The organism is Stenotrophomonas sp. Steno-C17 (assembly GCF_056393165.1).
Window position 1 is genome coordinate 90,715 of record NZ_JBWJPD010000008.1, and the last position, 24,391, is coordinate 115,105.

The window sequence follows — 24,391 nt, forward strand, 5'->3', positions numbered from 1 at the left end:
CTGCCGGCGAGATCGAACGAGAAGAAGCGTGCAACGCGCTAAGGCAATCATCAACGCCACAAACGACAAGACCCGCAGCGATGCGGGTCTTGTCGTAATGGGCGATCAGGAAGCAAGCCTGACGTTCGCCGATCTGGAGTCATGATCAATCAACAAACCCGCCGTCCACCCAAGCACTATCCAGCCAAGTAACAGGAGTTCCAGACCTTTTGCTCAAAGCAATAAGTTTGGTGCTTATTTTTTTCATCGCCAATTGCAATGCCTGCACTGAATCTACGCCCATCGCATAGCTGATCTTTTTCCTGCCCCCAGTATCAAGCTTATACCGGCAGCGGTTTTATCACCAGATAACAAGGGTGGCGGACGCCCATCCACCGCGCTGCGGACGGCGGGGCCGTCGCGTCGGCTGGTGGGGCGGCCTGCGAGTTTGAAACCCTCAGGGAGGTGGCAGCTCCCGGACGTCCCGGTCTGCATGCGCGTGTTTTCCCCGTTAGTTCCGGCCCGCAGTACGGCTGCAGGAATCACTCCTCATTGGAGGCTGGACCATGCACCGCCACATACCTCTGGGCTGTTTCGTCCCCAAGCTCGGCAGCCTTGTCGATCCAATAACGCGCTTCTTTCCTGTCCTGTTCGATTCCCTTGCCGTGCTTCAAGGCAAGTCCGTACTCGTACATCGAAGCGGGATGACCGGCGTCTGTGCCGATCTTGAAGCACTCGGCCGCGCGTACTTCGTCGATCTCGACCCAGTCGCCGAACAGATACTTCATCCCCATATCAAAGATTGCTGGAATGTATCCCATCTCTGCAGCGGTCTGGGTATGTTCCAGCAGCCTGTCCTCATGCATCCACTGGGGATCACTCCCCGATCCTGACCAGGCAAGGAGGTAAATGGCTTCTGCAGTTCCTGCGGCGGGATGCGCCCTCAGGAACGCGTAGGCCTCATTGAAGCCGACTCTCTCGGCAATTTCATAAAACTCAGTCGTCAGTTGTGTTGGAAAATTGCTCATGGATCCTTCCAGACTATGTAACCCAGACGCGGTTTGAGCTTGCATGTTTGGGGAGCAGTTCCACCACGCTGCGGACGGCGGGGCTGTGGCGTCGGCTGGTGGGGCGGCCTGCGAGTTTGAAACCCTCCCGTAGGTGGCAGCTCCCGGACGTCCCGGTCTGCGTGCGCGTGTTTTTCCCGTTGCTTGCGCTCAGGAGCACGGCTGCAGGAATCACTCCTCATTGGAGGCTGGACCATGCGCCGCCACATACTCCTGGGCTGTTTCGTCGCCGAGCTCGGCGGCCTTGTCGATCCAGTAACGCGCTTGTTTCGTGTCCTCTTCGACTCCGTTGCCATGCATCAAGGCAAGACCGTATTCGTACATCGAAGCGGCATGGCCCGCGTCCGTGCCGATCTTGAAGCATTCCGCCGCACGTACATCGTCGATCTCGACCCAGTCGCCGAACAGATACTTCATGCCCATATCAAAGATTGCTGGAATGTATCCCATCTCTGCAGCGGTCTGGGTATGTTCCAGCAGCCTGTCCTCATGCATCCACTGGGGATCACTCCCCGATCCTGACCAGGCAAGGAGGTAAATGGCCTCGGCAGTTCCTGCGGCGGGATGCGCCCTCAGGAACGCGTAGGCCTCTTTGAAGCCGACTCTCTCGGCGATTTCATAAAACTCAGTCGTCAGTTGCGTTGGAAAATTGCTCATGGATCCTTCCAGACTATGCAACCCAGATGCGGTTTGAGCTTGCGTGCCCGGGAGCGCTTCCACAAGGCCGCGGCCGGCATTGACGAAGCCCTACACATGTACGCCTCCAGCCGGACCTCATCCGTGTGAGCCTTGCTTGGGGGCTGCCGCTGCCGCCGGCGCAGGGGTTTATCCCGCCGCAGCCAGATACAGGCCATGCAGCCGCTCCACCTGCGCCTGCAGCGCATCCGGATGCCCATCATTGACCACCACGTCATCGGCCAGCGCCAAGCGCTGTGCGCGACTGGCCTGGGCGGCAATCATCTGGTCGGCCAGCGCGGCATCGATGCCGTCGCGCTGCATCAGCCGGGCATGCTGCACGGCTTCGGGGGCGTCTACCACCAGTACGCGGTCCAGCCACGGGTAGGCGGTGCGCCCGCCCACTTCGGTCAGCAGGGGAATGGCGGCAATCGCATAGCGGCTGGGCGCCTGTTCGCACTGCTGCTGCATCAGCAGGCGGATGGCCGGGTGAGTGATGGCTTCCAGTGCCGTGCGTTCGGCCGGGTCGGCGAAGATGTGGGCGCGCAACCGCGCCCGGTCCAGAGTGCCGTCGGCCAGCAGCATGGCGGCGCCGAAGCGCTCGGCAATGCGGGCCAGCGCCGGTGCGCCGGGGGCGACCACCGCGCGGGCGGCCAGGTCGGCGTCGGCCACCACGATCCCCAGCGCCTCGAAGCGCCGGGTCACTTCACTCTTGCCGGCGGCAATGCCGCCGGTCAGGCCCACCACATAGCGGCTCATGGCGGTGCCGTCAGCGCAGCCCGCTCATGATCAGGTACTGGTTCAGCAGCGGCTCGCCCCACATGAAGAAGATCCAGCCGGCCAGCGCCAGGTAGGGGCCGAACGGGATGGGGGTGGCCTTGTCACGGCCCCGGCTGTACAGCCAGATCGAGCCGATGATGGCACCCAGCACCGAGGACATCAGGATGATGGGCAGCACGCCCTTCATGCCGCACCAGGCGCCCAGGGCCGCCAACAGCTTGAAATCGCCGTGGCCCATGCCTTCCTTGCCGGTCAGCTGCTTGAACAGCCACCACACCGACCACAGCGACAGGTAGCCCAGCAGGGCACCCAGCAGGGCGGGCTTGGCCGGCATGTACAGGTTGTCGATGCTGCCTATCAGGCCCAGCCACATCAGCGGCAGGGTCAACTGGTCCGGTAGCAGCTGGGTACGCAGGTCGATGCCCGACAGGGCAATCAGGAAGCAGGTCAGCACGATGGCGCCGAAGCCCTGCCAGCCGAAGCCGAACTGCCACACGCAGGCCAGCACCATCACCGCGGTCAGCGCTTCCACCAGCGGGTACTGGATGGAAATGGGGGCCTTGCAGTGGCGGCACTTGCCGCCCTGGATCAGCCAGCTGAACAGGGGGATGTTTTCGTACCAGGACAGCTTGTGCTTGCAGTGCGGGCAGTGCGAGGGCTCCACCACGATGCCCGGCGGGGCAGGTTCGTAGTAGTCCGGTTCTTCCAGAACCTCGCGCGCATCGCGCTTCCACTGCCATTCCAGCCGCTTGGGCAGGCGCAGGATGACGACGTTCAGGAAACTGCCCAGCAGCAGCCCCAGACCGGCCGCGGCGGGGTAGCCGAGGCCGGGATGCTGGTCGAGAAATGCCATTGTTACCTTTAGCCGACGACGGCGCCGAGTTTGAAGATGGGCAGGTACATGCCGATGACCATGCCGCCGACAATGGTACCAATGAACACCATGATCATCGGTTCCAGCAGGCTGCTCAAGGCATCCACGGCATTGTTGACTTCCTGCTCATAGTACTCGGCCACCTTGAACAGCATGGCATCCAGGGCGCCGGCCTCTTCGCCGATGCCGGTCATCTGGATGACCATGTGCGGGAACAGGTTGGTCTGCTTCATGGCCATGTTGACCGGGTAGCCGACCGACACGTCGTCACGCATGCGCAGCACGGCTTCTTCGTAGACCTTGTTGCCGGTGGCGCCGGCGACGATGCCCAGTGCTTCCACCAAGGGCACGCCGGCCTTGAAGGTCACCGCAGTGGTGCGTGCAAAGCGGGCAATCGAGCTGTTGTGCATGATCTGGCCGATCACCGGCACCTTGAGGATGAACCGATCCATCCCGTGCTGCATTTTCGGCGATCGCTTGTAGGCCATCACGAAGCCGATGACCGCGCCTGCGACGATGAACAGAATGAGCCACCACCAGGAAATCACGAAGCGTGACATTCCCACGATCAGCTGGGTGAACGCTGGCAGGTCGGCGCCGAATCCCTTGAACACCTCTTCAAACTGCGGCACGACGAAGATCAGCAGGATGGCCGACACGACGACGGCGACAACGACCACCATCGCCGGATAGAACAGCGCCTTCTTGATCTTGCCCTTCAGTCCTTCGATGTTTTCCTTGTACGTCGCAACGGTGTCCAGCACCGTCTCCAGCACACCTGCGCCTTCACCGGCCCGCACCAGGTTGCGATACAACTCGTCGAACTGCACCGGGTACTTGCTGACTGCCTCATAGAGCGAAGAGCCGCCCTCGATATCCAGCCGGATGCCGTCAACCATCTTCTTCATGCGCGGGTTCTTGTGCCCGCTGGCGATGATGTCCAGGGCCGATACGATCGGAACGCCCGACTTCATCATGGTGGCCATCTGGCGGCTGAAGAACGCAATGTCCTTCGGTCCCACTGCCTTGCCCGCAGACCCGAACAGCGGCTTGGGCTTGACCTTCACTACGCCTGGGTTGATCCCCTGCCGGCGCAGTTCTGCCCTGAGCAGGTTGGCGTTCTTGGCCAGCTGCTCACCTTTCATCTTCACGCCGCGCTTGTCTGTCCCCTGCCAGACAAACGGCTGCAACTCCATGGTGCTACGCGCCACGGGCTCTTTCTTGATCGCACTGCGACTGACAGACATGTTGGCTCCCCAAGACCCGCCATCCCCAGGCGGGTATCAATGGGCCGATGGTAGCGGGTTCAGGGGCTTCTGGGCAGCAGCAGGCCCCATCGGTGTGTGATTTCGTGGCAGGCGCCGACCAAAGGTGACGCACTGCGTCACATTGCCGCCTGCGTCGCAGATTTCTCACCGGGGGGTTCCCATCCTCGAAATAGCTGCCATCATTGGCGCGGGGAAATCCAGGGGGAGGCGTGCCGGGGTTGGCACGCAACCTGCGTTGATCCACCCGCAGGGCGCAGGACCCGCTCACCCGGCCGCCGGCCGGACCGCTCCTGGGCACTGACATCAACCACCACTATCTTGGGGATGTACGACTATGAAGAACCAGAAGGGCTTCACCCTTATCGAACTGATGATCGTTGTTGCGATCATTGCCATCCTGGCCGCCATCGCTCTGCCGGCTTACCAGGACTACACCATCCGTTCGCGCGTGTCGGAACTGGCCGTGATGGCCAGCTCGTTCAAGACCACCGTGGCTGAAAACATTGCCAACAACGGCGGCACCATTCCCACCACCGGCGCTTGCACCGGCACCGGCACCACCGCTGCTACCACCAACATGGCCAGCATCGCCTGCGCCGGCGCTGGCGTGATCACCGTGACCGGTGATGCGACCCGCACCAAGGGCACCATCCTGACCTACACCCCGACCGCTGGCGCCGCTGACTCGGCCGTTGGCACCACCTGGCGCTGCGTCGGCAGCGGCTCGCAGGCCAAGTACTACCCGGCCGAATGCCGCGGCGCTGCTGGCGGCACCGGCACCGGCACCGGCACCGGCGGCTGATCGCCCGGTAGCCAACGGTTAGTTGTCTGAGGATGGGGGGCAATGCCCCCCATCCTTTTTTTTGACAGTGATTTCCTGGGGGAGCAGGGATGACTGAACTTCCGCGAACGGCGGTACCGGCGCGCGTGGGGATCGTGGGCGCGCTGGGTGCGGTCGCAGCGATGCTGTGCGCATTCGCTTTGTCGCTCGGGACAGGACCCGCGCTGATCTTTCTGGTCCTGGGGGGCGCCGTGCCGATGTGGCTGCTGGAATGGCGCCAGGTTGAAAAGACGCAGCCGCCGCCGGCGGGCCCGGACGTCCTGCTCGGCCTGGTGGTTGTGGTGGCCCTGGCGGGCCTCAGCGTGTGGATGCAGCTGACCATCGGCGGGGGCCTGGGCGCTGCGGCTGGCGACATCCTGCTGCCCGGGATTGCGTCGGCGGCACTGGCGTTCATCGTTGCCTTGCTGCGCCCGCGCTGGCTTGGAGAGAACATCGCCGCCCTTGGACGCGTCGTGCGTGGCTTCGTGCGGTCCCGGCGCTTGGCCGACGGCGAGATGACCTTGATCCTTGGATGGGTGATCAAGTGCTTCTTCCTGCCGCTGATGCTGGGCTGGGCACTGGGATGGCTGACCCATGCCGAGGCAAAGGTGTTTGATTCGTCTGCGCTCGCATGGTTCGCGGTTCCGCTGGCGCTGATGTACGCCATCGACACCTCGTTCGCGGCCATCGGCTACATGTCCACCAGCCGCCACCTGGGGGCGGAAATCCGTTCCGTGGACCGGACGTGGCTCGGCTGGCTATCGGCCCTTGTCTGCTATCCGCCCCTGAGTGTGTGGGTGCTTGACGCCTGGTTGGTGTACAAACACGGTGCCGACTGGACCGTCTGGCTTGCGATCGGCAGCGTGGCGTCCTACCTGTGGGGCGGTGCGATCCTGGCGTTGACCGCCATCTACACCTGGGGCACCGTGGCCTTCGGGCCGAGGTTCTCCAATCTGACGCACCGCGGCATCGTGACCCACGGCCCCTATCGATGGGGCAAACACCCCGCCTATCTGGCCAAGAATCTGTCCTGGTGGTTGATGTGGGTGCCGTTCCTGCCCGTCATGGGGTGGGGGCAGGCGCTCGTGCACAGCCTTTCACTGCTGTGCGTGAACGTCATCTATTATCTGCGGGCGCGTACGGAGGAGCGGCATCTTCTGCACGATCCGGTCTATCGCCAGTATGCGGATTGGATTGCGCAGCATGGTCTGTTGGCGCGGATCTTGCGTCCCGTCGGCTGGGGGCGAAACAGGAGTCGGTCATGAATGCCAGGGCGTTTCTGATCATTGCCATGCTGCTGGTCAGCGGCTGCGGGGAGAAGGAGCGTCCGCAGGTTGCCTGCATGAAGCAGGCGTTGCAGCAGCCGGAGCTGCACTCGGGAAGAGTGGTGTTCGGGCGGCTGGGCGGGCAGCCGGAAGTGGTGCGCGCAGGCGGGCTGTTTGCTGCCGATACCGATTCCGAGCTGCCCATGGCCAGTTTGACCAAGCCGCTGGTAGCCGATCAGGTGCGGAAAGCCATCGCACGTGGGGACTTTCAGTTGAGTACCCCTTTCGCGGACCTGCTGCCCCACCTGCGGATCCAGAGCAGCAACCAGAAAACCACGGTGCGCCAGTTGCTTCAGCACCAGGGAGGGTTTGATCGCAGCGGCGGCGATCCGCTCTTCGCCAATGATCCGCCCAGTTGTGCCCTGGCTGCTGCGGATGTGGCGTTCCGCCCGCCGGAAGTGCAGCCTGGCCACGCGGTCATGTACAGCAATGCCGGGTACTGCCTGCTGGGGCAGGTGTTGCTGGAGAGGCCCCAGCACCTGTCCCCGGCGTTCCGCGCCATGCTGTCCAGCCCGTTGGGGGCTGCCGGCGGGTGGCGGGCGACGCTGCCCGCGGCCTATGCGACCTATCAGGCCCTGCTTCCGGTTCGTGACCTGCCTTCGACACTCCATCTGGAAGATGGCAGTCACTACGCCTACGGGTGGCGTTGGGATCCGGCTATGCGGGTGTGGATGCACTTCGGCAGATTGCCCGGAATGCTGTCGCTGGCGGTCACCGATGGCAGTGACCGGCTTCTGCTTGCCTACTTCGATGGTGATCCGGTGAGTGACACCCACAGCGCCGCGCTGGCTGCCAAGGCAATGTGGCCCTGTATGTCCCGCTGAGACGGGGCAGATGTACCGACCCGGCGTTGTTGATCGATGGCGTCGCTGATCTATCTCCACAGAATGCCCAGGGGAGGCATGCCAGATGAAGACTTCACGTGGCTTCACGCTGATTGAATTGATGATTGTGGTGGCCATCGTGGCCATTCTGGCTGCGATTGCATTGCCTGCTTACCAGGACTACACGATACGGGCCAGGGTTTCCGAGGCCACCGTACTGATGTCTGGCGCGAAGGCGGCCGTCGTGGAGAACATAAACAGTCGCAATGCCCTGGACGCGAACGCCTGCGTGGGCGTCGATTCGTTGGTGACGGCCACACGCAACGTCGCTTCGATGGCGTGCGCAGGAAACGGGGTACTGACGGTGATCACCACGGCCGCCGCGGGATCGGTGACGCTGCGATTGACGCCCACGTTCGCGGCCAATGAGCCGGTCCAGTGGCAGTGCACACGGGTCGCCGGTCTGGCCAAGCATGTGCCGGCCGAATGCCGTTGACGCGGCAAGGTTCGGCGGCGGCGATCGCGGGCATGGGCGCAGGATGTGGCGTGCATCCGGTGCTTTCGCATGGGTTGGGTGTCCGGTAACCTGTCAAAGGGAGTAGGAGCCTTATCTAATGAATGCAATCGTCACCGCCAATCTCGTCGGCATCACCGGCCTGGCCCGTCGCCTTGTGCAGGATGGTGCGCTGGACGAAGCCGGCGCCCGCGATGCCATGGCCAAGGCGACGGCTGCCAAGCAGCCGCTGCCGACCTGGTTCGCACAGAACAAGGTGGTGGGAGCCGCCCAGCTGGCAGCGGCCAACTCGGTTGAGTTCGGCATGCCGCTGTTCGACGTGTCCACGTTCGACAGCAGCCAGAACGCCATGAGCCTGGTCAGCGAAGAGCTGCTGCGCAAGCACAACGTGCTGCCGCTGTTCAAGCGCGGGGGCAAGCTGTTCGTGGGGACCAGCAACCCGACGCATTCGCTGGACGAGATCAAGTTCCACACCAACCTGGTGGTGGAGCCGATCCTGGTCGATGAGGACCAGATCCGGCGCACCCTGGAGCAGTGGCATTCCAGCCACGACACCCTGGGCGACGCGCTCGGCGGTGACGACGATGGCATGGCCAATCTGGACGTCTCCGGCGGTGAGGAGGACATGTCGTCCACCGATAGCGGCGTGGACGCCAAGGGCGATGACACCCCGGTGGTGAAGTTCGTCAACAAGGTGCTGGTCGATGCGATCCGCAAGGGCGCGTCGGACATCCACTTCGAACCCTACGAAGACGACTACCGCGTGCGCCTGCGCATCGATGGTCTGCTGAAGATGGTGGCGCGCGCGCCGGTGAAGTTGAACCAGCGCATTGCCGCCCGCCTGAAGGTGATGGCGCAGCTGGATATCGCCGAAAAGCGCGTGCCGCAGGACGGTCGCATCAAGCTGAACCTGTCCAAGAGCAAGCAGATCGACTTCCGCGTCAGCACCCTGCCGACCCTGTTCGGCGAAAAGGTGGTGCTGCGTATCCTGGACGGCAGCGCGGCGAAGCTGGGTATCGACAAGCTGGGTTATGAGCCGGACCAGCAGAAGCTGTTTCTGGAAGCCATCCACAAGCCCTACGGCATGGTGCTGGTGACCGGCCCGACCGGTTCGGGCAAGACGGTTTCGCTGTACACCGCGCTGGGCATCCTGAACGACGAAACGCGCAATATTTCCACCGCCGAAGACCCGGTGGAAATCCGTCTGCCCGGCGTCAACCAGGTGCAGCAGAACAACAAGCGCGGCATGACCTTTGCGGCGGCGCTGCGCTCGTTCCTGCGACAGGATCCGGACATCATCATGGTGGGCGAAATCCGCGATCTGGAAACGGCGGAAATCGCCATCAAGGCGGCGCAGACCGGTCACATGGTGCTGTCTACGCTGCATACCAACGATGCGCCGCAGACCATCGCGCGTCTGATGAACATGGGCATTGCCCCGTACAACATCACCAGCTCGGTGACTCTGGTGATCGCCCAGCGTCTGGCGCGCCGGCTGTGCAACAACTGCAAGCGGCCGGCTGAACTGCCGGCGCACGCGCTGCTGGCCGAAGGCTTCACCCAGGCACAGTTGGATGCGGGCATCCAACTGCACGAAGCGGTGGGCTGCGATGAATGCACCGAGGGCTACAAGGGCCGTACCGGCCTGTACCAGGTGATGCCGATGACCGACGAGATTTCCACCATCGTGCTGGCCGGCGGCAACGCACTGCAGATTGCCGAAGCCGCGCAGGCGATCGGCGTGAATGATCTGCGCCAGTCGGCGCTGAAGAAGGTAGCGGCGGGTGTGACCAGCCTGGCCGAGATCAACCGCGTTACCAAGGATTGACCAACGGACCCGGCCAGCTCGGCGACGCTGGTCGGTGATATCTGAAGCAAGGGCTTGCAGGAGATACGGAATGGCACATGGAGGATGCATCGGTGGTGTTGCTGCGCTGCGTGTTGCGCTGGCTGCGTTCGCAGCGGTCGCGCTCAGTGCCTGCAACTCCCCTGAAATCGTATGTGGCGGCAAGGTTCATCCGGCCGATATCACTCCAGAGCAGATGCGGCTCGTGGAAGTTGCCAGGCATGAGACCGAGGAACTCTGCGGTGCTGGCGGGCGCGGATGTGACTTTTCCATCTACGCGACGAGGGGTGGGCAGACCGTTCGGGCCAGCCGGATGTCGCCACATGACAACGGGTGTTCTACGTACTTCGGCGGCGATCAATACGTAGCGTTCGACGAGGCTGGTAAATTCGTCGAGGTGATCAACGGCCTGTAGCGGAACTTCTGGCCAGGCGGTGGTTGTGCCGCACGGAGCGCGCGCCCGGTGCAGGAGATCCACGCCATGCGTGGATAGCGCAGGCCCGAAGGGGTCAGAGCCCTTTCCTGCGGAAAGGGATCCGACCCCGGGGCACTCCGGCCCTTATTCCATGCCCAGCTTTTTCAGCTTGTAGCGCAGCGCGCGGAAGGTAATGCCCAGCTGCGCGGCCGTGCGCGTCTTGTTCCAGCGGTTCTCTTCCAGCGCACGCTGGATGGCGCTGCGTTCCAGCTGTTCGATGTACGAGGGCAGGGCGGCGCTGCCGGGTTGCAGGTCGGCTACCGCTTCCACGGCCACGACCGGGTGGGCGCCACCGGCCGTGCGCGGAGCGTGCTGCGGCAGGCGCAGGTCGTCGGCGCCGATGCGGTCTTCTTCGGCCAGCGCCAGGGCGCGTTCCAGGATGTTTTCCAGTTCGCGCACGTTGCCGGGGAAGCCGTACTGGGCCAGCGCGTCCAGCGCCGACGGGGCCAGCAGCGGGGTCGCGCGGCCGTGGCTGCGGGCCAGCCGCGCCAGGATGGAACCGGCCAGGTCGGGCAGGTCCTGGCGGCGCTCGCGCAGCGGCGGCACCTTCAGTTCGATTACGTTGATGCGGTAGTACAGGTCGTGGCGGAAGCGGCCGTCTTCGACCAGTTCGGCCAGATCCTTGTGGGTGGCCGACAGGATGCGCACGTCCACCGGTTCTTCGTTCGACGCGCCCACCGCACGCACCGATTTTTCCTGGATCGCGCGCAGCAGCTTCACCTGCATCTGCAGCGGCAGTTCGGCCACTTCGTCCAGGAACAGGGTGCCGCCATGGGCGGCCTGGAACAGGCCCGGCTTGTCGGCGTGGGCGCCGCTGAAGCTGCCCTTGCGATGGCCGAAGAACTCGCTTTCCATCAGTTCGCTGGGGATGGCACCGCAGTTCACCGGCACGAACGGGCCGGCAGCGCGGGCGCCTTGGGCGTGGATGGTGCGTGCCACCAGTTCCTTGCCCACGCCCGATTCGCCGAGGATGTAGACCGGCGCCTGGCTGCGCGCCACCTTGCCGATGGTGGTGCGCAGCACGTCCATGGCCGGCGAGCTGCCCAGCAGGCGCGCGGCCTGTTCGCTGGACGGGCCGCTGGCGGGGCGCTCGGCGTTGTTCAGTTCCAGCGCGTGCTTTACCAGCCCGCGCAGCACCGAAATATCCACCGGCTTGCTGACGAAATCGAAGGCGCCGGCCTTCAGTGCTTCCACGGCCAGGTCCATGCTGCCGAAGGCGGTGATCATCGCCACCGGCGTGCGTGGGTAATGGTGCGCGATCTCGCTGACCAGCTCGATGCCGTTGCCATCGGGCAGGCGCATGTCGGTGATGCACAGATCGTAGGGATTGCTGGCCAGCAGCTCGCGCGCTTCGGCAAGGTTGGCGGCGGTGCTGATGCGCAGGCCCATGCGGCCAAGGGTCAGCACCAGCAGTTCGCGGATGTCGCGTTCATCGTCGACGATGAGAGCGCTGCGGGTTTCGTTCATGGGCGGAAAGATAGCCGAGGGGGGCGGAAGCGACAAATACTTGACGCGCAGGATCAGGTCGGAAGCAGGGTGTGCGGGCCCGGCAGGACCAGGCGGAAGCACGAGCCGCCGGCCGGCACCGGGATGTAATCCAGGCGTGCCTGGTTGGCCCGGCACAGCTCGCGTGCGATATACAGGCCCAGGCCGGTGCCGTGCTCGGAGGTGGTGAAGAACGGGCGGAACAGCTGCGCGGCCACCGCTTCGGGAATACCAGGGCCGCGGTCCATCACGTCGATCACCGCATTGCGTTCGTGCTGGGCCACGCGCAGGCGCACGCGGGCGGGCTGCTGGCCCACGCGGCCGTACTTCAGCGCGTTGTGCACCAGCACGGTCAGCACCTGGTACAGGTGGCGGGTGTCGACCTGCGCCGGTACCGAGGTGTCGGTGATGATCGGTTCGATGCTGTCCGTTTCCAGCGTCTGGCCCTGCTTGTACTCCAGCACGAAGCGGCGCACGAAGGCGGCCAGATCGACGTTTTCCGGGGTGGCACGCTCGCGCCGGGCCAGGCCCAGCACGCTTTCCACGATGCTGTTGGTGCGCTGGCACTGCTGGTGGATGATCTGCAGCAGGCGGCGGTCGCTTTCGTTGAAACCGGTGCCTTCCTCCAGCAGCTGGACCGCGTAGTTGATGGCGGCCAGCGGGTTGCGGATCTCATGGGCCAGACTGGCCGAGAAGCGGCCCATGGCCGACAGGGTGAGCGATTCGGCGCGGCGCGAGACCACGCTGGAATCGTCCAGGAACACCAGGGCCAGATCGCTGCCGGCCAGCAGGCGGGCAAAGCGCGGCTGCACTTCCGGCTGGTCGGGGTTGAGCTGCAGCGGCAGTTCGTCCTGGGTCCAGCCGTTGCGCCAACGGTTCAAGCGGCGCGCCAGTTCCGGGGCGATGCTGGTCAGGTCCAGGCGGCCGGTTTCGCCCACACCGTCGCTGTCGCCCAGCAGCAGCGAGGCGGCTTCATTGGCCAGGGTGATGCGGTTCTCGCCATCGACCACCAGCACGCCGGTACGCATGCGGCGGATGATCAGCTCGTTGATCTGGAACAGGTTGGCCACTTCGTCGCCGCGCTGGTTGGCCAGCTGCTGGTTGCGGCGTGCGCGGTTGCCTACCTGATAGCTGATGAAGGCCAGGGCCAGGTAGCTGGTGGCGAACATGGCCAGTTCGGCCAGGGTGCGGGTGGGGTCGCCGCCTTCCAGCACCTTCCACAGGTATTCGGCGGCGGTGGCCACGCTGGCCGCCAGCGCCAGGCACAGGCCCCAGCTGAGCGGCAGCAGGGTGGCGGCTGCGGCGATGTTGAACAGCAGCGACATCGAGATGCCGGCACTGGCGCCGGGCAGGGCATGTGACAGCAGGCTGGCGGCAACGATATCCAGCAGCACGCCGCCGACCACGGTGGGGCGCAGCCAGCGTTCGCTGCGGCCGATCAGCAGCCACAGCATCGACAGGCCCAGGTAGACGCCGCCGACGGCATAGGCCAGGTGTGGGTGGTGGGCTTCGCCGACCAGGGCCGACAACGGGCTGTAGAGCAGGGCGGCGATGACCGCTGCGATCAGCACCCGATACAGGGCGAAGAAGTACAGCTCGCGCCGAGGTATCGATTCGATGCGGTCGATCAATGAAGCACTGGGTGACACGCCGGAACTCCCCTTCTGGCTGCCTGGAACTGGGTTTGACGGCGGTGGCCTGCAGCGTAGCCGATGTTCCCCCGATCATCGGAACCGCTTTGTAGAGTCGAGCCATGCTCGACTGCCTTGCCGAAACAGTCGAGCATGGCTCGACTCTACAGATCAGAAGCCGTCGAGCAAGCTCGACGCTACCGCCCCCAGTATAGGCCTGTGGAAGCGATTTCCTGCGCAGTCGGCCCCGGACCGGCGGCCGGCCGGGCCCCCCGGGCGGCCGCAACTGCCTGAATGACGGCGGAAATCTGGCCGGGTCTGGCCATTTGTCCATACTTCTTTGCGCCCCGGCGCTGGCTCGGCCACAATAGTGGGCCCGCCGCGGTCCATGCCGGCGCCCCGCCGGGGCCCCTGAGGAATTGCGTGCGGTCGTTCCTATTCCCACGGTGACGCATGAATTTCCACGAATACCAGTCAAAACAACTGCTTGCCGAATACGGCATTCCGGTCCCGGCCGGCAAGGTCGCTGCGACCCCGGACGAGGCGGTTGCCGCTGCCAACGCTCTGGGCCAGGGCCCCTGGATGGTCAAGGCGCAGATCCACGCTGGCGGCCGCGGCAAGGCTGGCGGCGTCAAGTTCTGCAAGACCACCGACGACGTGAAGGCCGCTGCGGCCAAGATGCTCGGCACCAAGATGGCCACCTACCAGACCGCTGGCGTTGAACTGCCGGTCAACCTGGTGCTGGTGACCACCGCCGGCGAGATCGTCAAGGAACTGTACCTGTCGGTGCTGGTTGACCGTGGCACCAAGACCATCACCTACATCGCTTCTTCGGAAGGCGGCGTGGAGATCGAGCAGGTTGCTGCTGAAACCCCGGAGCTGATCCACTCGCTGAACGTCGACTTCGTCGAAGGCGTGCAGGGTTACCACGGCCGTGATTTCGGCTTCAAGCTGGGCCTGACCGCCAAGCAGGCCGGCCAGTTCGCCAGCATCATGGTGAACCTGTACCGCCTGTTCAACGAAAAGGACCTGGCCCTGGTTGAAATCAACCCGCTGGCCATCCTGGACGACGGCAACCTGTACGCGCTGGACGGCAAGTTCGACAGCGACGACAACGCCGCGTTCCGCCAGAAGGCCCTGGTCGCCATGCGCGACAAGACCCAGGAAGATCCGACCGAAGTGATCGCTTCGGAACTGGACATCAACTACGTCACCATGGACGGCAACATCGGCTGCATGGTGAACGGCGCAGGCCTGGCCATGGCCACCATGGACGTCATCAAGCTCAACGGCGGCGAGCCGGCGAACTTCCTGGACGTGGGCGGCGGCGCCAACAAGCAGCGCGTCATTGAAGCCTTCAAGCTGATCCTGTCCTCGGACAAGGTCGAAGGCATCTTCGTCAACATCTTCGGCGGCATCGTCCGCTGCGACATGATTGCCGAAGGCATCATCGCCGCCGTGAAGGAAGTGGGCGTCAAGGTTCCGGTCGTGGTGCGCCTGGAAGGCACCAACGTGGAAGAAGGCAAGCAGCTGCTGCGTGACAGCGGCATGGCCATCATCCCGGCTGACAACATCAACGATGGCGCCAAGAAGATCGTTGAAGCTGTCAAGAACGCCGCCTGATACCGACACCAAGGAATTACCATGTCTGTTTTGATCAACAAGAACACCAAGGTGATCGTGCAGGGCTTCACCGGCCAGCAGGGCACCTTCCACGCCACTCAGATGATCGAGTACGGCACCCAGGTTGTGGGCGGCGTGACCCCGGGCAAGGGTGGCACCACCCATATCGACCTGCCGGTCTTCAACACCGTTGCCGACGCCGTGCAGAGCACCGGCGCCAACGCGTCGGTCATCTACGTGCCGCCGCCGTACGCGGCTGACGCGATCCTGGAAGCCGCTGCTGCCGGCATCAAGGTCATCGTCTGCATCACCGAAGGCATCCCGGTGCTGGACATGCTGCGCGTGAAGAACGTGCTGACCCGTTCGCATCCGGACACCGTGCTGATCGGGCCGAACTGCCCGGGCGTCATCACCCCGGGTGAGTGCAAGATCGGCATCATGCCGGGCCACATCCACCAGCCGGGCAAGATCGGCATCGTGTCGCGTTCGGGCACCCTGACCTATGAAGCGGTCAAGCAGACCACCGAAGTCGGCCTGGGCCAGTCCACCTGCATCGGTATCGGTGGTGACCCGATCAACGGCCTGAACTTCGTCGACTGCCTGAAGCTGTTCAACGAAGACCCGCAGACCGAAGGCATCATCATGGTCGGCGAAATCGGCGGTGACGCTGAAGAAGCCGGCGCCGAGTACATCAAGAACCACGTGAAGAAGCCGGTTGTCGGTTTCATCGCCGGTGCGTCGGCTCCGGCCGGCAAGCGCATGGGCCACGCCGGTGCGATCGCCTCGGGCGGCAAGGGCACGGCTGAAGGCAAGTTCGCCGCCATGGAAGCTGCCGGTGTCGTCACCGTCCGTTCGCCTGGCGACCTGGGCGCCGCCATCGCCAAGCTGGTGAAATAAGACCGTTGCCGGCCTGCGGCCGGCACGATCGGTAGAGTCGACTGTGTAGAGTCGACTGTTAGTCGACTGCACCACTGCTCGACTTGCTGCATGCGAAAACACAAAGGCCGCCTCCGGGCGGCCTTTGTGCGTCTGGCGTGGCGTGGGGTCAGAGCCCCTTTGCTGCGCAAACGGGATCTGACCCCGGCGTTACAATGGGCCATTGCAACCACAGGCTGGATTCCCATGGCTTCGATCCGTATCGCGATGGCGCAGTTCGATTTCCCGGTCGGCGATGTTGCCGGCAATTCCGAACGCATCATCGAGATGATCGGCCAGGCGCGCGATGAGTACGGCGCCGAGCTGGTGATGTTCCCCGAGCTGGCAGTGAGCGGCTACCCGCCGGAAGATCTGCTGCTGCGCCCGGGCTTCCTGTACGAATGCGAGCAGGCCATGGCCCGCATCGCCGCTGCCTGCCGCGGCATCACCGTCGTGGTCGGCTGGCCGCAGGCCGCCGGTGCGGTGGTCTACAACGCGGCCAGCGTGCTGCGTGACGGCCTGGTCGAGCGCACCTACCGCAAGCGTGAGCTGCCCAACTACGCGGTGTTCGACGAGCGCCGCTACTTCGACGTGGACCCGGACGGTGGCAGCTGCGTGTTCGAGGTGAACGGCGTTCCGGTGGGCCTGCTGATCTGCGAGGACCTGTGGTTTGCCGAGCCGCTGGCCGACACCGTGCGCGAGGGTGCGCAGCTGGTGGTGGTGCCCAACGCCTCGCCCTACGAGCGCGGCAAGCATGCCCAGCGCGATGCCGTGCTGGCCGCGCGCACCCGCGAGAGCGGGGCGGCCATCGCCTATCTGAATGTGGTCGGTGGCCAGGATGCGCTGGTGTTCGACGGTGCCTCGGTGGTTGCCGATGGCGACGGCACCGTGCACCCGGCCGCCGCGGCCTTCGTCGACCAGTGGCTGGTGGTTGATTACGACGGCAGCAGCCGGCGCTTCCTGCCGCATGTGTGGATGGACGACGGCGACGAAAGCATGGATGCGCTGGCCTGGCGTGCGGTGACCCGTGGCATCCAGGACTACTGCCGCAAGAATGGCTTCAAGAAGGTGTGGCTGGGCCTGTCCGGCGGCATCGATTCGGCGCTGGTGCTGGCCCTGGCCGTCGACGCGCTCGGCGCGGAGAACGTGACCGCTGTGCGCCTGCCGTCGCGCTATACGGCCGGCATGTCCAATGACCTGGCTGCCGAGCAGTGCGAGGCGCTGGGCGTGAAGCTGGAAGCGGTCTCGATCGAGCCGGCCTTCAAGGGCCTGATGGAAGCGCTGGCGCCGATGTTCGAAGGCACCACGCCGGATGTGACCGAAGAGAACCTGCAGTCGCGCAGCCGCGGCGTGATCCTGATGGCACTGGCCAACAAGTTCGGCGGCCTGCTGCTGACCACCGGCAACAAGAGCGAGTACGCGGTGGGTTACGCCACGATCTACGGCGACATGTGCGGCGGCTATGCGCCGCTGAAGGATCTGTACAAGACCGAGGTGTTCGGGCTGTCCAAGTGGCGCAATACCGTGGGCGGGGCGCCGGTCATTCCGCCGGCGGTGATCAGCCGCCCGCCGTCGGCCGAGCTGCGCGACAACCAGCTGGACCAGGATTCGCTGCCGGCCTACGACGTGCTGGACGGCATTCTGTACCGCTACGTGGACCAGGAGCAGTCGCGCACGGAAATCGTGGCGGCCGGTTACGACGCCGCCGTGGTGGATCGTGTACTGCGCCTGGTGCGCATCAGCGAGTGGAAGCGCCACCAGGCCGCACCGGGGCCTAAGGTGTCGCGCCGGGCGTTTGGGCGCGAGCGCCGCTACCCGATCAGCAATGGGTTCAAGGGCTAAGGGCGGCCCAGGCCAGGTCGCCCGGCGTCGGGTAGGTGCGGACCTTGGTCCGCACGGTGAGCGAAGAAGCGCAGTCGAGCATGGCTCGACTCTACAGACCCATCATCGTGCGGCGTCGAGCTGTTGTTCCAGACCCGCCAGTTCGGCTGCTGGGTCGAAGCGGGCATCCTCCAGCCGGGCACGCACGAATGCCAGCCCGTCGGCCGCGGCCGCATCCAGCGTGCCGCGGTGGTCGACCGGGTAGTGCCGGAAGGCCACCGGCTCGCCACGCAGGGCCAGGCCGGCGGCGTACAGCAGCGTGGTCAGGTAGGGCACATCCTGGTCGCCGGTGCCGTGGGCCAGCATCAACGGCTGGGTGAACCCGCGCCGCGGTACGCCCAGATAGTCGTGCAGCAGCGTCCAGATGCCCGGCACCGTGGTCAACGGCGCGCTGAACATCTCACCGGTGCTGGCGCCTTCCAGCTGCGCGGCCAGATCGGTCAGGCAGTGCTGGCGGGCCAGTGCGATGCGGGCCCGGCCCTGCGCGCTCAGCACGCGGTCGATCTGCGGCGCCACCTGCAGCAGGCCATCGAGCAGGTAGGCGTGATAGGCGTTCAATGCCCCGGGGTTGGCGGTGCGGTTGTCGGGCCGCATCAGCAGTGCGGTCATTTCCACGGCCACGGGCGTGCCGGCGGTGAAGCTGCCCTTGAACTGCAGGGCGGGGCCGGCGTAGTCGGCCGCCAGGTGGCCGGCGCTGAGCGCGGCCGACGCCCCCTGCGAATAGCCCACCGAGACCCAGCGGGGCGACAGACGCCCGCCGTCCAGGAACTGGTGGCTGGCCTTGACCATGTCGATGCTGTTGCGCGCGGCGGCGCGCACGTGCAGGTAGGTGTGCTGGCCCGGGCTGCCGAGGCCGTGGTAATCGGCAGCGACCACGGCATAGCCCTGGCCGAGGAAGTGGTCCAGGAAGCGCCCGTCGCGCTCGGGGTGAGTGGGGCCGGACACCGACGGCGCGCAGTGGTTGGCAATGCCCTGGGTGCCATGCGCCCAGGAAACCACCGGCCAGCCGCCCGCCGGCGCGGTGCCGGCAGGCAGGTAGAGCAGCCCCGTGCCCTGGGCCAGCCGGCCGCTGTGATCGGGGGTGTGGTAGCGCAGCAGGTAGGCCTGGGCCGCCTTCGAGGGCACCCAGTCGGCGCGGTAGGGGGCGGCGGTGAGCAGATCGCCGGGCTCGGCCGCCTGGGCAGCCACGGGCAGGCCCAGCAGGGCGGCAGCGATGGCGGCCAGCAGCGGGCGGGTGCGGGAAACGATTGAGGTCATGCGGACTCCAGGCAGCCGGGATGGCCGTGCACGGGAGTGTGGAAGGCGGTGCGGGTTGGGTGTGGGAACGGGATCGCAATGGCTGCGGATTCGTAGAATTCCTAACCAGGAGATCCACGCCATGCGTGGATGGGGATATCCCCAGCGTCCAAACGCCAAGCGCCGTCGAGCATGGCGCGACGCTACAAAAGGAAAGGGCCCCTTGCGGGGCCCTTTGCGCTCTTATTTCTTTTCCAGCCGCGCGTTGCGCTGGCCGGTGCTGGCGGACTTCTCGCCCGCAAACGGGTTCAGCTTGCGGATCATCCACGGGTACTTCGGCCAGTTGCCTTCCAGCCACGGGTGCTTGGGGTCGTTCAGGGTCAGCACGCGGCGGGCGTCATCGGCCAGGGTCTTGTTGCCCAGGTGGGTGTAGGCTTCGCCCAGCACCGCCACGGCGTCGTACTGGAACGCGCTCTGCGGGTAGGTTTCCAGCAGGTAGTTGGCGCGGCCGGCGGCGGAGACATAGGCTTCGCGGCGCAGGTAATACAGGGCGTTGTCCAGTTCGTGCTGGGCGAACACGTCACGCAGCTCGATCATCCGCTGGCGCGCATCGGCGGCGTAGCGGCTGTTCGGGTAACGGTCCACCACGATGTTGAAGTCGGCATAGGCCTGGTGCGGGGTGGACAGATCGCGACGGCTCGGGTCCAGCGACCATACGCGGCGCAGGAAAACCGTATTGCGATTGGAGTTGGCCAGGCCGCGCAGGTAGTACAGGTAGGCGATGTTGCGGTGGGTCGGATAGGTACGGATGAAGCGGTCGATGCTGGACACCGCGTCATCGTGCTTGCCGGCCTTGTACTGGGCGTAGGCGGTCTCGATCATGGCCTGTTCGGTGTACGGGCCATACGGGTACTGGGCCACCAGGCGGCGGAAGCTGGCTTCGGCGCCGCTCCAGTTGCCACCCTTCATGAGCGCGTGGCTCTTGTCGTACAGCTGTTCGACAGGCGTGCCTTCATCGGGGCGATCCCCCTTCTTGGCACCGCGGTGGCAACCGGTGGCGGCGATGACCAGCACCAGCAGCAGGGCGGTGAGGCGGACGGGCGCGGAGAGCATGGCGGAGCGTCGGATCATGGGGTCGAGGCGGGACGCGTCTGGAATACGAAGGGTCGATGATAGCCTAGTGTCCTGTCCTGCGACTGAAACCGGCCGTCCGGACCCCAAAATTTCAAAGATCCCCCTTGCCATGTCTGAACAAACCTCCGAATCGGCCCGCCAGGCCATCGTTCCCGATACCGCCGCCGGCCGTCGTTTCGACGCCGTTGTGGCCGAGCTGTTCCCCGAATACTCCCGTTCGCGCCTGACCGAATGGATCAAATCCGGCGATGTGCTGCTGGATGGCGCCCAGGCCCGCCCGCGCGACCCGCTGCGCGGGGGCGAGGTGGTCAGCCTGACCGTGGTACTGGACACCCAGACCGATGCGCAGCCGGAAGACATCCCGCTGGACGTGCTGTTCGAGGACGAGCACCTGCTGGTGATCAACAAGCCGGTGGGCCTGGTGGTGCACCCTGGCGCCGGCAACCACAGCGGCACCCTGGTGAACGCCCTGCTGTACCGCGACCCGTCGGTGGCGGTGCTGCCGCGCGCGGGCATCGTGCACCGCCTGGACAAGGACACCAGCGGCGTGATGGTGGTGGCCCGTACCCTGGAAGCGCAGACCGCGCTGGTGGAACAGCTGGCCGCGCGCGACGTGCACCGCCAGTACCTGGCCGTGGTGATGGGCGCACTGGTGGCCGGTGGTACCGCCGACGCCCCGATCGACCGCCACCCGCGCGACCGCCTGAAGATGGGCGTGCGCGAGGATGGCAAGGAAGCGGTGACCCATTACCGCCTGCGCGAGCGCTTCCGCGCGCACACCGCGCTGGAATGCCGCCTGGAAACCGGCCGCACCCACCAGATCCGCGTGCACATGGCGCACCTGCGCCACCCGATCGTGGGCGATCCGCTGTACGGCGGTGCGTTGAAGCTGCCCAAGGGCGCCAGCGACGAGCTGATCGCGGCGCTGCGTGGCTTCAAGCGCCAGGCGCTGCACGCCGAAACCCTGGAATTCGTGCACCCGATCACCGGCCAGCCGGTGCGCAACAGTGCACCGGTGCCGGCGGACATGCTGCATCTGATGAAGGTGCTGCGCGAAGACAGCGAAGCCTTCGCGGCGCGCGAGCGGGACCGCTGGTGATGGCCGCCGCACTGCCGCTGCTGCAGGCTGACTGGCCGGCACCGCCGGGAGTGCGGGCGCTGACCACCCGCCGCCATGGGGCGGGCATTTCGCCGGCGCCGTTCGACCAGTTCAACCTGGGCAACCGGCATGCCGCCGATGGCGATACCCCGGCCAACGTGGAGCACAACCGGCGGCTGCTGCAGCAGGGCCTGGCCCTGCCGTCGGCGCCGCACTGGCTGCGCCAGGTGCACAGCAGCACCGTGCTGCGCTTCACCGCGCCGCCGCAGGCCGGGGCCAGCGAGCCGGTGGCCGATGCGGCGGTGACGTCCGCGCGTGGCGTGGTGCTGGCGATCCTGACCGCCGACTGCCTGCCGGTGGTGTTTGCCGCCGCCGATGGCAGCGAAGTGGGGGCCGCGCATGCGGGCTGGCGCGGGTTGGCCGATGGCATGCTGGAACACACGGTGGCCGCGATGACCACCGCCCCGGCGCAGCTGCGCGCGTGGCTGGGACCGGCGGCCGGCCCGCAGGACTACGAGATCGGCGAAGAGGTCTACCACGCCTTCGTTGGCCACGACCCGGCGGCCGCAGCGGCGTTCGTGGCTACCCGCGAGGGGCACTGGAAGGTGGACCTGTTTGCCCTGGCACGGCAGCGCCTGCTGGGCGCGGGCCTGGATCTGGCCAACATCCACGGCGGCACCGTGTCGACGATGGCCGACCCGGACCTGTACTCGCACCGGCGTGATCGCCGTACCGGGCGCATGGCCACGCTGGTGTGGATGGCATGAGCCGGGATGAACCCGCTGCGGGGTCAGAGCCCTTCCCTGGCGGGAAGGGATCCGACCCCTGGCTCGCGGAGGGGTCAGAGCCCTTTTCTGCCGAAAAGGGATCTGACCCCCGCCACGACCCCAGCCACGCCGCCGTCATCGTCTTCGACGGCGTCTGCGCGCTGTGCAGCCGCTGGGTGCGCTTCCTGCTGCGGTTCGACCGCCAGGGCCGCTACCGCTTCGCCGCCATGCAGGGCACGCACGGCAGCCGCCTGTTGCGCGCACACGGGCTGGATCCGAATGATCCGCTGTCGTTCCTGCTGGTGGACGCACAGGGCGCCTGGACCGATACCAATGCGATCCTGCGGGTACTGGCCGGCCTGGGCGGCGTCTGGCGGTTTGCGGGCGCGCTGCGCGTGCTGCCGCAGGCATGGCGGGACCGGGCGTACCGCGTGCTGGCGCGCAACCGCTACCGCTGGTTCGGACGCCATGATGCGTGCTTTCTACCCAATGCGGACCAGGCGGCGCGGTTCCTGGATTGACCGCGCATTCGGTAGAGTCGAGCTTGCTCGACTGCTCTGTCTGTAGCGTCGAGCCATGCTCGACTACCGTATTTGTAGAGTCGAGCCATGCTCGACTGGTTGTGCGGCAGTCGAGCATGGCTCGACTCTACCAACGGCAGTCGAGCAAGCTCGACTCTACCAACGGCAACCGGCAGGCCGCATTGCCCATCATTCCAGTAGCCGGTAGGCAATACGCCGGTTCTGCGCGCGCCCGTCATGGCTGCGGTTGTCGGCGATGGGCTGGTCCTGTCCATAGCCTCTGGGCACGAGCACGTCGGCAGGCGCGCCGCGATCCTGCAACGCCTGCACCACTGCATTGGCGCGCTGCTGGCTCAGGTGCAGGTTGTCGCTTGCCGTTCCGTGGTGGCTGTCGGTATGCGCGGCCACTTCCACCCGCGCGCCCTGTGCCAGGTTGCGCAGTGTGGCTGCTACGGCGCCCAGCGTTTCATGCGAATCGGCGGTCAAGGTGCTCGTGCCCTGATGGAATTTCAGCGTGGTCATGTTCAGCGCTGCCACGTGCTGGGCGAGGTCGGCCCCGGGCGGAAGCTGGGCCAGTGCCGCCAGACCCGGGCCCCACAGGCCGTTGATCTGCAGCGCCGGGAAGTCCTGCCGCAGTTGCTGGGAAAGTGCCCGTCGCTGTGTTTCCGGCAAGCGCTGTGAATCGACCTGCAGTTGCTGGTCATCGAACGCCAGGCGCAGGCCATCGCCCTGCCACTGCGGCAGTCGGGTGATCAATCGGTCCAGCCAGTTCGGCGCCTGGGCGCGCGGGTCCAGGGTGATGCCACCGCGCACGTTGTGGCGACCGTGCACGGCCACCAGCGCGTTCCACACGCGGCGACGATCGGCCTCAGTGGGCAGGCAGCCGTCCACGTGCACCTGGCTGGCGTGCTGCTGCAGTCGCAGCCGTGCAGCATGTTCGGGCACGATCGGCGTTGTGCTCCACAGCGGTGTGCGCGCCTTCAACAGCAATCCGGTGGTGACGACCAGAACGGCGCAGACGGCAAGCAGCCACAGCACGCTGCGCAGCGCCATGCCGTACATCGCGCGCGAGGGTGCGGCGCCCCTCATGCGCCGGGGCGTGGTCGCTGGCGCGCTGCGTCGGGCCGGGCGGCGCAGCAAGGCTTGACCGGCCGACGATGACAGCAGCCGGATCAGCCCAGGCAGAAGATCGCAGGCGGTGACCCGGAACGCTCCGGGCGACAGACCGCTGCGCCGGGCCAACGCGTTCATCGCATGCGCACCGAGCGCGCGCTCCAGTTCGCTGGCGACCACGGGCAGCGCGATGGCATCGGGACGCTGCCAGGACTGGAAACGCATGCCCAGCCCGGCCTGTTCGAACTGCTGCTGCAACCCGTCCATACCCAGCGGATGCGATGCGATCCAGGCGACCAGTACGTCCACGACCCAACGGGTACGGTGGCCCAGGTCCAGACGGGTGGTGGCTGCAGCAATGAAACGGTCGTAGGCGGACATGCGGTGAATCCCCAAGGTGCCCCGGCGTGATGCAGGGGCTTCAGGGGGCGTCACTTTGGGCAGATAGCGTCAACGCGGAATGAAATATGTGGGCGCGCGCTGCGTTCGTTTGCTCCGTCGCGTTGGCGGACAAAGACACGCAACGCCTTGTGCGAAGC

22 protein-coding genes and 1 pseudogene are annotated in these 24,391 nt (G+C 65.7%); 12 read left to right on the forward strand and 11 right to left on the reverse strand.

The window, feature by feature from the left end; all coding sequences use genetic code 11:
- Window positions 1-145: 145 nt before the first annotated feature.
- The 6 genes and pseudogenes from AC06FA_RS09210 to AC06FA_RS09235 form a co-directional block, all read right to left on the reverse strand.
- A pseudogene (locus tag AC06FA_RS09210) lies at window positions 146-319 on the reverse strand (DUF6968 family protein); the annotation flags it as partial.
- Between the two features lie 202 nt (window positions 320-521).
- Entirely contained in the window at window positions 522-1,007 is a 486-nt protein-coding gene (locus tag AC06FA_RS09215; protein ID WP_478068027.1) for a tetratricopeptide repeat protein, read from the reverse strand.
- Window positions 1,008-1,217: 210 nt separating this feature from the next.
- On the reverse strand, window positions 1,218-1,703 hold the full coding sequence (locus AC06FA_RS09220; RefSeq protein WP_478068028.1) for a tetratricopeptide repeat protein: 486 nt from the start codon (window positions 1,701-1,703) through the stop codon (window positions 1,218-1,220).
- A 168-nt stretch (window positions 1,704-1,871) separates the two neighbouring features.
- Window positions 1,872-2,480, reverse strand: coding sequence for a dephospho-CoA kinase (coaE, locus tag AC06FA_RS09225; protein ID WP_478068029.1), 609 nt, complete (start codon window positions 2,478-2,480; stop codon window positions 1,872-1,874).
- A 10-nt stretch (window positions 2,481-2,490) separates the two neighbouring features.
- Window positions 2,491-3,354 (reverse strand): prepilin peptidase, encoded by an 864-nt coding sequence (locus tag AC06FA_RS09230; RefSeq protein ID WP_478068030.1) that lies wholly within the window; start codon window positions 3,352-3,354, stop codon window positions 2,491-2,493.
- Window positions 3,355-3,362: 8 nt separating this feature from the next.
- Window positions 3,363-4,622: a type II secretion system F family protein gene (locus AC06FA_RS09235; RefSeq protein WP_478068031.1), complete on the reverse strand. Its 1,260-nt coding sequence runs from the start codon at window positions 4,620-4,622 to the stop codon at window positions 3,363-3,365.
- A gap of 355 nt (window positions 4,623-4,977) precedes the next feature.
- On the opposite strand from AC06FA_RS09235, the gene AC06FA_RS09240 reads away from it, so the two are divergent.
- The 6 genes from AC06FA_RS09240 to AC06FA_RS09265 all read left to right on the forward strand — a co-directional run bounded on the left by AC06FA_RS09240 (window position 4,978) and on the right by AC06FA_RS09265 (window position 10,387).
- On the forward strand, window positions 4,978-5,445 hold the full coding sequence (locus AC06FA_RS09240) for a pilin (protein ID WP_199932827.1): 468 nt from the start codon (window positions 4,978-4,980) through the stop codon (window positions 5,443-5,445).
- Between the two features lie 89 nt (window positions 5,446-5,534).
- The gene (locus tag AC06FA_RS09245) at window positions 5,535-6,728 is read left to right on the forward strand and encodes an isoprenylcysteine carboxylmethyltransferase family protein (protein WP_478068032.1); all 1,194 of its coding nucleotides are present in this window, start codon (window positions 5,535-5,537) and stop codon (window positions 6,726-6,728) included.
- A complete protein-coding gene (locus tag AC06FA_RS09250) occupies window positions 6,725-7,612 on the forward strand; it encodes a serine hydrolase domain-containing protein (protein WP_478068033.1) in 888 nt (295 codons plus the stop codon). Before AC06FA_RS09245 ends, AC06FA_RS09250 begins: the two co-directional genes overlap by 4 nt.
- An 85-nt stretch (window positions 7,613-7,697) precedes the next feature.
- Window positions 7,698-8,108 (forward strand): pilin, encoded by a 411-nt coding sequence (locus AC06FA_RS09255; RefSeq protein ID WP_478068034.1) that lies wholly within the window; start codon window positions 7,698-7,700, stop codon window positions 8,106-8,108.
- Between the two features lie 118 nt (window positions 8,109-8,226).
- Window positions 8,227-9,954: a type IV-A pilus assembly ATPase PilB gene (gene pilB, locus AC06FA_RS09260; RefSeq protein WP_478068035.1), complete on the forward strand. Its 1,728-nt coding sequence runs from the start codon at window positions 8,227-8,229 to the stop codon at window positions 9,952-9,954.
- Between the two features lie 70 nt (window positions 9,955-10,024).
- Entirely contained in the window at window positions 10,025-10,387 is a 363-nt protein-coding gene (locus tag AC06FA_RS09265; RefSeq protein ID WP_478068036.1) for a hypothetical protein, read from the forward strand.
- A 144-nt stretch (window positions 10,388-10,531) separates the two neighbouring features.
- On the opposite strand, the gene AC06FA_RS09270 is transcribed toward AC06FA_RS09265, so the two are convergent.
- Both AC06FA_RS09270 and AC06FA_RS09275 read right to left on the reverse strand, forming a co-directional pair.
- The gene (locus AC06FA_RS09270; RefSeq protein WP_478068037.1) at window positions 10,532-11,914 is read right to left on the reverse strand and encodes a sigma-54-dependent transcriptional regulator; all 1,383 of its coding nucleotides are present in this window, start codon (window positions 11,912-11,914) and stop codon (window positions 10,532-10,534) included.
- A 53-nt stretch (window positions 11,915-11,967) separates the two neighbouring features.
- Window positions 11,968-13,581, reverse strand: a complete 1,614-nt coding sequence (locus tag AC06FA_RS09275; protein WP_478068038.1) for a sensor histidine kinase — start codon at window positions 13,579-13,581, stop codon at window positions 11,968-11,970.
- Window positions 13,582-14,016: 435 nt separating this feature from the next.
- Here AC06FA_RS09275 and sucC point away from each other — a divergent pair, with 435 nt between their 5' ends.
- The 3 genes from sucC to AC06FA_RS09290 all read left to right on the forward strand — a co-directional run bounded on the left by sucC (window position 14,017) and on the right by AC06FA_RS09290 (window position 17,943).
- Window positions 14,017-15,186 (forward strand): ADP-forming succinate--CoA ligase subunit beta, encoded by a 1,170-nt coding sequence (sucC, locus tag AC06FA_RS09280; protein ID WP_108750894.1) that lies wholly within the window; start codon window positions 14,017-14,019, stop codon window positions 15,184-15,186.
- 21 nt (window positions 15,187-15,207) lie between these two features.
- Window positions 15,208-16,083 carry a succinate--CoA ligase subunit alpha gene (gene sucD, locus AC06FA_RS09285; protein ID WP_005410793.1) on the forward strand — a complete coding sequence of 292 codons (876 nt, stop codon included), beginning with the start codon at window positions 15,208-15,210 and terminating at the stop codon, window positions 16,081-16,083.
- Between the two features lie 225 nt (window positions 16,084-16,308).
- On the forward strand, window positions 16,309-17,943 hold the full coding sequence (locus tag AC06FA_RS09290) for an NAD+ synthase (RefSeq protein WP_478068039.1): 1,635 nt from the start codon (window positions 16,309-16,311) through the stop codon (window positions 17,941-17,943).
- 102 nt (window positions 17,944-18,045) lie between these two features.
- On the opposite strand, the gene AC06FA_RS09295 is transcribed toward AC06FA_RS09290, so the two are convergent.
- Both AC06FA_RS09295 and AC06FA_RS09300 read right to left on the reverse strand, forming a co-directional pair.
- Entirely contained in the window at window positions 18,046-19,239 is a 1,194-nt protein-coding gene (locus AC06FA_RS09295; RefSeq protein ID WP_478068040.1) for a lipase family protein, read from the reverse strand.
- 222 nt (window positions 19,240-19,461) lie between these two features.
- Entirely contained in the window at window positions 19,462-20,349 is an 888-nt protein-coding gene (locus AC06FA_RS09300) for an outer membrane protein assembly factor BamD (protein ID WP_478068041.1), read from the reverse strand.
- A gap of 112 nt (window positions 20,350-20,461) precedes the next feature.
- Here AC06FA_RS09300 and rluD point away from each other — a divergent pair, with 112 nt between their 5' ends.
- The 3 genes from rluD to AC06FA_RS09315 are packed head-to-tail and all read left to right on the forward strand — an operon-like array spanning window position 20,462 to window position 22,739.
- Window positions 20,462-21,451, forward strand: coding sequence for a 23S rRNA pseudouridine(1911/1915/1917) synthase RluD (gene rluD / locus AC06FA_RS09305; RefSeq protein ID WP_478068042.1), 990 nt, complete (start codon window positions 20,462-20,464; stop codon window positions 21,449-21,451).
- Window positions 21,451-22,218 (forward strand): peptidoglycan editing factor PgeF, encoded by a 768-nt coding sequence (gene pgeF, locus AC06FA_RS09310; RefSeq protein ID WP_478068043.1) that lies wholly within the window; start codon window positions 21,451-21,453, stop codon window positions 22,216-22,218. Before rluD ends, pgeF begins: the two co-directional genes overlap by 1 nt.
- Window positions 22,215-22,739 carry a thiol-disulfide oxidoreductase DCC family protein gene (locus tag AC06FA_RS09315; protein ID WP_478068044.1) on the forward strand — a complete coding sequence of 175 codons (525 nt, stop codon included), beginning with the start codon at window positions 22,215-22,217 and terminating at the stop codon, window positions 22,737-22,739. The genes pgeF and AC06FA_RS09315 overlap by 4 nt, the downstream gene beginning before the upstream one ends.
- A 189-nt stretch (window positions 22,740-22,928) precedes the next feature.
- Here the strand turns inward: AC06FA_RS09315 and AC06FA_RS09320 are convergent, their stop codons facing one another.
- Window positions 22,929-24,233 (reverse strand): OmpA family protein, encoded by a 1,305-nt coding sequence (locus tag AC06FA_RS09320; RefSeq protein WP_478068045.1) that lies wholly within the window; start codon window positions 24,231-24,233, stop codon window positions 22,929-22,931.
- Window positions 24,234-24,391 lie beyond the last annotated feature (158 nt).